Consider the following 7,099-nt stretch of genomic DNA (forward strand, 5'->3'; position numbering starts at 1 on the left):
AACGGCCATGAGGTTCTCGCGGTGGTGCGGGGTTCGGCGGTGAATCAGGACGGTGCGTCGAATGGTCTGACGGCGCCGAACGGCCCCTCGCAGCAGCGGGTCATCCGGCAGGCGCTGGCCAATGCGCGGCTCGCCTCGTTTGAGGTGGATGTGGTGGAGGCGCACGGTACGGGTACGACGCTGGGTGATCCGATCGAGGCGCAGGCGTTGCTGGCGACGTACGGGCAGGGCCGGGAGGCTGGGCGGCCGTTGTTGTTGGGGTCGGTGAAGTCGAACATCGGTCATACGCAGGCGGCGTCGGGTGTGGCGGGTGTGATCAAGATGGTGCTGGCGATGCGGCATGGTCTGGTGCCGGAGTCGTTGCATGTGGATGCGCCGTCGTCGCATGTGGACTGGTCGGCGGGGGCGGTGGAGTTGNGTTCGGGGTGAGCGGCACCAACGCCCACATCCTGCTGGAGCAGGCGCCCGCATCCGAAGCCCAGCCGGAACCGGAACTGGAGCCGGCTGACGGGGTGGTGGTGCCGTGGGTGCTGTCGGCGAAGTCGAAGACCGCGCTGAGGGCACAAGCGGAGCGGCTGCGGTCGGCGCTGGCCGAAGGTGTGCGGCCACTGGACGCCGCGTACTCGCTGGCGACGACACGCGCGGCCCTGGAACATCGCGCGGTGGCCATCGGTTCCGAACGCGCGGAGTTGCTGCGAGGTCTGGGTGCGATAGCGGAAGGCACTACCGCTGCTGGCGTAGTGCGGGGTGTGGCCCGGGACGATTCGGGACTGACCGCGGTGCTGTTCTCGGGGCAGGGGTCTCAACGGGCAGGTATGGGCCGGGAGTTGTATGAGGCGTACCCGGTGTTCGCGGAGGCGTTGGATGCGGTGTGTGCGGGGTTCGACCGGGTGCTGGAGCGGCCGCTGCGTGAAGTGATGTTCGAGGGCGGGGAGTTGCTGGATCAGACCGGCTATACGCAGCCGGGTCTGTTCGCTCTTGAGGTGGCCTTGTATCGGCTGGTGGAGTCGTGGGGTGTGCGCCCGGACTATGTGACCGGGCATTCCATCGGTGAGCTGGCGGCCGCCCATGTGGCCGGGGTGCTCTCCCTGGACGACGCGGTCACGCTGGTGGCGGCACGGGGCCGGTTGATGCAGGCGCTGCCCGTCGGTGGCGCGATGCTGGCGATCGGTGCGGATGAGGCGACGGTGGCCCCGTATCTGGAGGGCCGCGAGAGCCAGGTGTCGCTTGCCGCTGTCAACGGTCCGTCGTCGGTGGTGATCGCTGGTGACGCGGACGTGGTGGCCGAGCTGGGCGCGCGGTTCGCTGAACTCGGTTGCAAGACCAAGCAGTTGCGGGTCAGTCACGCGTTCCACTCGCCGCACATGGACGCGATGCTCGACGACTTCCGGCAGGTCGCCGAGGCGCTCACCTACGAACAGCCGTCCATACCGGTCGTGTCGAATGTGACCGGTCAGGCCGAGGCGGACGTGGCGTCGGCGGAGTACTGGGTACGTCATGTCCGTGCGGCGGTGCGTTTCGGTGACGGGGTGCGCTGGCTGGAGGACCAGGGCGTCAGTGTGTTCCTGGAGCTGGGCCCGGACGGTGTCCTGTCCGGGATGGCGCAGGAATCCCTCACCGGGGACGCCCAGTTGATCGCGGCCCTGCGCAAGGACCGACCCGAACCGGACGCCCTCGTCACCGCCCTGGGCCGCCTGCACGTCGCAGGCGTCACCCCGGACTGGCCGACGTACTTCGCCGGCACCCACGCTCGCCGAATCCCCCTGCCCACGTACCCCTTCCAGCGCCAGCACTACTGGCTGGAGTCCGCCCCCTCCACCGGCGATGTGGCCCCCGCCGGGCTCTCCTCCGTCGAGCATCCGCTGCTGGGTGCGGCGCTGCCGTTGGCCGACGCCGACGGGTTCCTGCTCACCGGGCGGCTGTCCCTGCGGACCCATCCGTGGCTCGCGGGGCACGCGCTGTCCGGCGTCGTTCTCGTACCGGCGACCGCGTTCGTCGAACTCGCCGTCCGGGCGGGTGACGAGGTCGGCTGCGACGAGCTGGAGGAGCTGACGCTTCAGGCTCCGCTGGTCCTGCCGCAGGACGAGGCCGTGCAGGTCCAGCTCGTGGTCGGCGCCGACGACGGTTCCGGGCGGCGGTCGCTGACCATCCACTCGCGTGCCGCGGACGCCGCTCGCGAGGAGCCGTGGACGCAGCACGCCGCCGGTGTGCTCGCGGCCGGTGGCCCGGTGGACGGAGCCGTACTCGCCGCATGGCCGCCCGCGGACGCCGTCGAGGTGCCCGTCGAGGAGCTGTACTCGGGGCTCGCTGATGTCGGCTTCGCCTACGGGTCCGCTTTCCTCGGGCTGCGTTCCGTGTGGCGGGCCGAGGACGCCGTCTACGCCGAGGTGGCCCTGCCTGATGAGCACCTCGACGGCGCGGGCACGTTCGGGCTGCATCCGGCGCTGCTCGACGCGGCGCTGCATCCGCTTGGTCTCAGTCTGACCCTGGGTGCCGCCGAAGACCCCACCGACGGCGAGAGCGAGGCCGAGGACAGGGGCGCGGGGCTCCCGTTCGCCTGGACCGGGGTACGGCTGCACGCCTCGGGGGCCACAGCCCTGCGTGTCCGCCTCACGCCCAGTGGTGACGACGGAGTGTCCGTCCTCGCCGTCGACGAGACCGGGGCCTTGGTTGCCTCAGTGGAGTCGCTGGTCCTGCGGCCGGTGGCGGACGAGCAACTCGCCGCCGCCCAGTCGGCCCGGCGCGACGGCCTGTACGCCGTCGACTGGGTGCCCGCCGAATCCGGTGCCGACAGCGGTACCGGCGCCATGACGACGTACGCTTTGATCGGCGCGGGCGCACCGGCGCTCGCCGAAGCCCTCGCCACGACGGGCGCCACCGGTGCCGGACTGCCCGACCTCGAAGCCCTCGTACGCCGCATCGCCGAGGGCACACCGGTCCCCGAGCTGGTCTTCGCCGAGGTGCCGTCGGAAGACGGCTCGGACGCCGCCGGTGTCGCGGCCCAGGCGCGTACCGCCACCGGACGCGTCCTGGAGCTCGTACAGGACTGGCTTTCCAGGGATGAGCTGGCGGACTCCCGCCTGGTGCTCGTCACCCGCGGTGCGGTGGCCATGGCCACGGACGACAGCGGTGTGCCGGACGGTGTGCCGGACCTGGCCGGCGCGACCGTGTGGGGTCTGGTCCGCTCCGCGCAGTCGGAGAACCCGGAGCGCCTGGCGCTTGTCGACATGGACGGCACACCAGAGTCGTACCGCGCTCTGGCCGCCACCGCCGCGTCCGGTGAGCCACAGGCCGCGCTGCGCGCGGGCGAGGTCCTGGTGCCCCGGCTCGTTCGGGCGGCCGGCGCCGCGGCGGACGACGGCCTGGGTCTGGACCCGGACGGCACCGTCCTCGTCACCGGGGCGACGGGCACGCTCGGCGGCCTCGTCGCCCGGCACCTGGTGACCGAGCACGGGGCGGGCCACCTCCTGCTGGTCTCGCGCCGCGGCCGGGACGCCGAAGGCGCCGAGGCGCTGGAGGCCGAGCTGAGGGGGCTGGGCGCCCAGGTGACCTTCGCGGCCTGCGACGTCGCCGCCCGCGACGCCGTGGCGGAGCTGCTCGGCTCCCTCGACCGGCCGTTGACCGGTGTGGTGCACACCGCCGGGGTGATCGACGACGGAGTGTTCCCGGCGCAGAGCCGGGAACGCCTGGAGAAGGTGTTCCGGCCCAAGGCGGACGCGGCCCAGCACCTTCACGAGCTGACCGCGGAGCACGACCTCGCGCTGTTCGTCCTGTTCTCCTCGGCGGCGGCCACCTTCGGCAGCGCGGGACAGGCCAACTACGCGGCGGCGAACGCCTACCTCGACGCCCTCGCGCAGCGCCGCCGGGCCGATGGCCTGCCCGCCACCTCGGTGGCGTGGGGCATGTGGGCCCAGCGCAGCGGCATGACCGGAGACCTCGCGGAGGCGGACATCGCCCGGATGAGCCGCGGCGGCTTCGGCGCCCTCACGGCCGAGCAGGGCCTCGCCCTGTTCGACGCGGCCGTGACCGCGCCCGGGGCGGCGCTGGTCGCCGTACGTCTCGACGTGCCCGCCCTGCGGGCATCGTCCGGACGGCCCGACGGGCCCGGCGAGCTGCCGCCGCTGCTGCGCGGCCTGGTCCCCACGACCGGCAAGACCGGCCCGACGGGTCGCCGCACCGCGGCCGCCGCATCGCCGGACGCCGGCGGCGACACCCTCGGACGGCGGCTCGCGACGCTGCCGGAGGCCGAGCAGGAAGCCGAACTGCTCGCCCTGGTGCGCTCCCACGTCGCGGGCGTCCTCGGCTACACGGGGCCGGAGGAGGTCGAAGCGGACCGGACCTTCCAGGAGGTCGGCTTCGACTCGCTCACGGCGGTCGAGTTCCGCAACCAGCTCACCGCTGCCACCGGCGTCCGCCTCGCCGCCACGGTGATCTTCAACTATCCGACACCGGCGGCGGTCGCCGGACATCTGCGCGGCCGGCTCGTCACCGACGCGGTGGCCAAGGCCGGCACCGCAGAACTGGACGCCCTGGATCGGCTCCTCGGACAGGAGTCGTTCGGTGGACAGGCCAGGTCCCGGATCACCGAAAGGCTGCAGGCCCTGCTGGCCAAGTGGGGGTCAGACGCCGGGACCGGACCGGTCGACGCACACGAGGCACACCAGGGACCAACGGTCGCGGACGAACTGGATGCCGCGTCGGACGACGAAGTCTTCGACTTCCTCAACAAAGAGTTCGGGATCTCCTGACGCACGCAGGGCTCGGGTTCCATCCACTAGGAGAGCTGACTTTAGATGGCGAACGAAGAACGACTCCGTTACTTCCTCAAGCAGGTCTCAGCCGACCTGCACGCGACCCGCCGTCGCCTGCGCGAGTTGGAAGGCAAGGAGCAGGAGCCCGTCGCGATCGTCGGGATGAGCTGCCGCTACCCCGGCGGCATCGCCTCGCCGGAGGACCTGTGGCGGCTCGTCGCGGAGAGCGGCGACGGCATCACCCGCTTCCCGGAGAACCGCGGTTGGGACCCCGAAGCCCTCTACCACCCCGACCCCGACCACGAGGGCACCTCGTACGCCCGTGAAGGCGGCTTCCTGCACGATGCCGGAGCCTTCGACCCGGCTTTCTTCGGCATCAGCCCGCGCGAGGCCGTCGCCATGGACCCGCAGCAGCGGCTCCTCCTGGAGGCCGCCTGGGAAGCGGTGGAACGCGCCGGCATCGACCCGGCGGAAATGCGCGGCAGCCGCACCGGTGTCTTCGCCGGCGTCATGTACCACGACTACGCGGCCAGCGTGGACGTCGTACCCGAAGGCGTGGAGGGCTACCTCGGCACCGGCAACTCCGGGAGCGTCGTCTCCGGTCGCATCGCCTACGCCCTCGGCCTGGAGGGCCCCGCGGTGACGGTCGACACGGCGTGCTCGTCCTCCCTCGTCGCCCTGCACTGGGCGAGCCAGGCTCTGCGCGACGGCGAGTGCACGATGGCGCTCGCCGGCGGCGTCACCGTGATGGCCACACCGAGCACGTTCGTCGACTTCAGCCGGCAGCGGGGCCTGTCACCCGACGGCCGCTGCAAGTCCTTCGCCGACGCCGCCGACGGCACCGGCTGGGCCGAGGGCGTGGGCCTGCTGCTCCTGGAGCGCCTGTCGGACGCGCAGCGCAACGGCCACCGCGTGCTCGGCGTGATCCGCAGTTCGGCCGTCAACCAGGACGGCGCCTCGAACGGCCTCACCGCGCCCAACGGCCCCTCCCAGGAACGCGTCATCCGGCAGGCCCTCACCTCCGCGGGGCTCACTCCGGCTGATGTGGACGCGGTGGAGGCGCACGGCACCGGTACGACCCTCGGCGACCCCATCGAGGCCGAGGCGCTGCTCGCCACCTACGGCCAGGAGCGCGAGGCCGGCCGTCCGCTGTGGCTGGGCTCCATCAAGTCCAACATCGGCCACACGCAGGCCGCTTCGGGTGTCGCGGGCATCATCAAGATGGTCATGGCCATGCGCCACGGCGTGCTGCCCAGGACCCTGCACGTCGACACGCCGTCGTCGCACGTCGACTGGTCGGCGGGGGCCGTCGAGCTGCTGACCGAGCCGCACCCGTGGCCCGACACCGACCGGCCGCGCCGGGCGGGCGTCTCGTCCTTCGGTGTCAGCGGCACCAACGCCCACGTCATCGTCGAACAGCCGCCCACGGCCGAGGCGCCCGAGCCCGAGCCCGAGTCGGAGTCCGGGGCCGCGCCCGAGTCCGAGTCCGAGCCCGAGCCCGAGCCCGAGTCCGGGGCCGCGCCGGTCGCCAGCGGTGGTGTGGTGCCGTGGGTGTTGTCGGCGAAGTCGGAGGCCGCGCTCAAGGCACAGGCGGAGCGGCTGCGGTCGGCGCTGGCAGAGGACTGCTCGCCGGTTGATGTGGCGTTCTCGCTGGCGACGACCCGTGCGGCCATGGAGCGTCGCGCGGTGGTGGTGGGCGCCGGGCGTGAGGAACTGGTACGGGGCCTTTCGGCGCTGGCGGAGGGAACGCCGGCGTCGGGTGTGGTGAGCGGTGCTTTCCGGGGATCTGGCGGGCAGTCGGCCGTGTTGTTCTCGGGGCAGGGGTCTCAACGGGCGGGTATGGGCCGGGAGTTGTATGAGGCGTATCCGGTGTTCGCGGAGGCGTTGGATGCGGTGTGTGCCGTGTTCGACGGGGTGTTGGAGCGGCCGCTGCGTGAGGTGATGTTCGAGGGCGGGGAGTTGCTGGATCAGACCGGGTTCACGCAGCCGGGTCTGTTCGCTCTTGAGGTGGCTCTGTACCGGTTGGTGGAGAGCTGGGGTGTGCGCCCGGACTATGTGACCGGGCATTCCATCGGTGAGCTGGCGGCCGCCCATGTGGCCGGGGTGCTCTCCCTGGACGACGCGGTCACGCTGGTGGCGGCACGGGGCCGGTTGATGCAGGCGCTGCCCGCTGGTGGCGCGATGCTGGCGATCGGTGCGGACGAGGCGACGGTGGCCCCGTATCTGGAGGGCCGTGAAAGTCAGGTGTCGCTTGCCGCTGTCAACGGTCCGTCGTCGGTGGTGATCGCCGGTGACGCGGACGTGGTGGCCGAGCTGGGCGCGCGGTTCGCTGAACTGGGTTGCAAGAC

The 7,099-nt window shown here is 72.0% G+C and carries 1 protein-coding gene and 2 pseudogenes; all 3 read left to right on the forward strand.

What is annotated here, in order from left to right; translation table 11 throughout:
• Positions 1–417: pseudogene (locus tag FGD71_RS48185) on the forward strand (polyketide synthase); the annotation flags it as partial.
• 1 nt (position 418) lies between these two features.
• Positions 419–4,496, forward strand: a pseudogene (locus tag FGD71_RS00210) (type I polyketide synthase); the annotation flags it as partial.
• Between the two features lie 297 nt (positions 4,497–4,793).
• Positions 4,794–7,099: type I polyketide synthase (locus FGD71_RS00215; protein WP_119098309.1), on the forward strand; the 2,306-nt coding region annotated here is incomplete at its 3' end.

Origin of the sequence: Streptomyces sporangiiformans (genome assembly GCF_005768555.2) — a bacterium.
GTDB classification, from domain to species: domain Bacteria; phylum Actinomycetota; class Actinomycetes; order Streptomycetales; family Streptomycetaceae; genus Streptomyces; species Streptomyces sporangiiformans.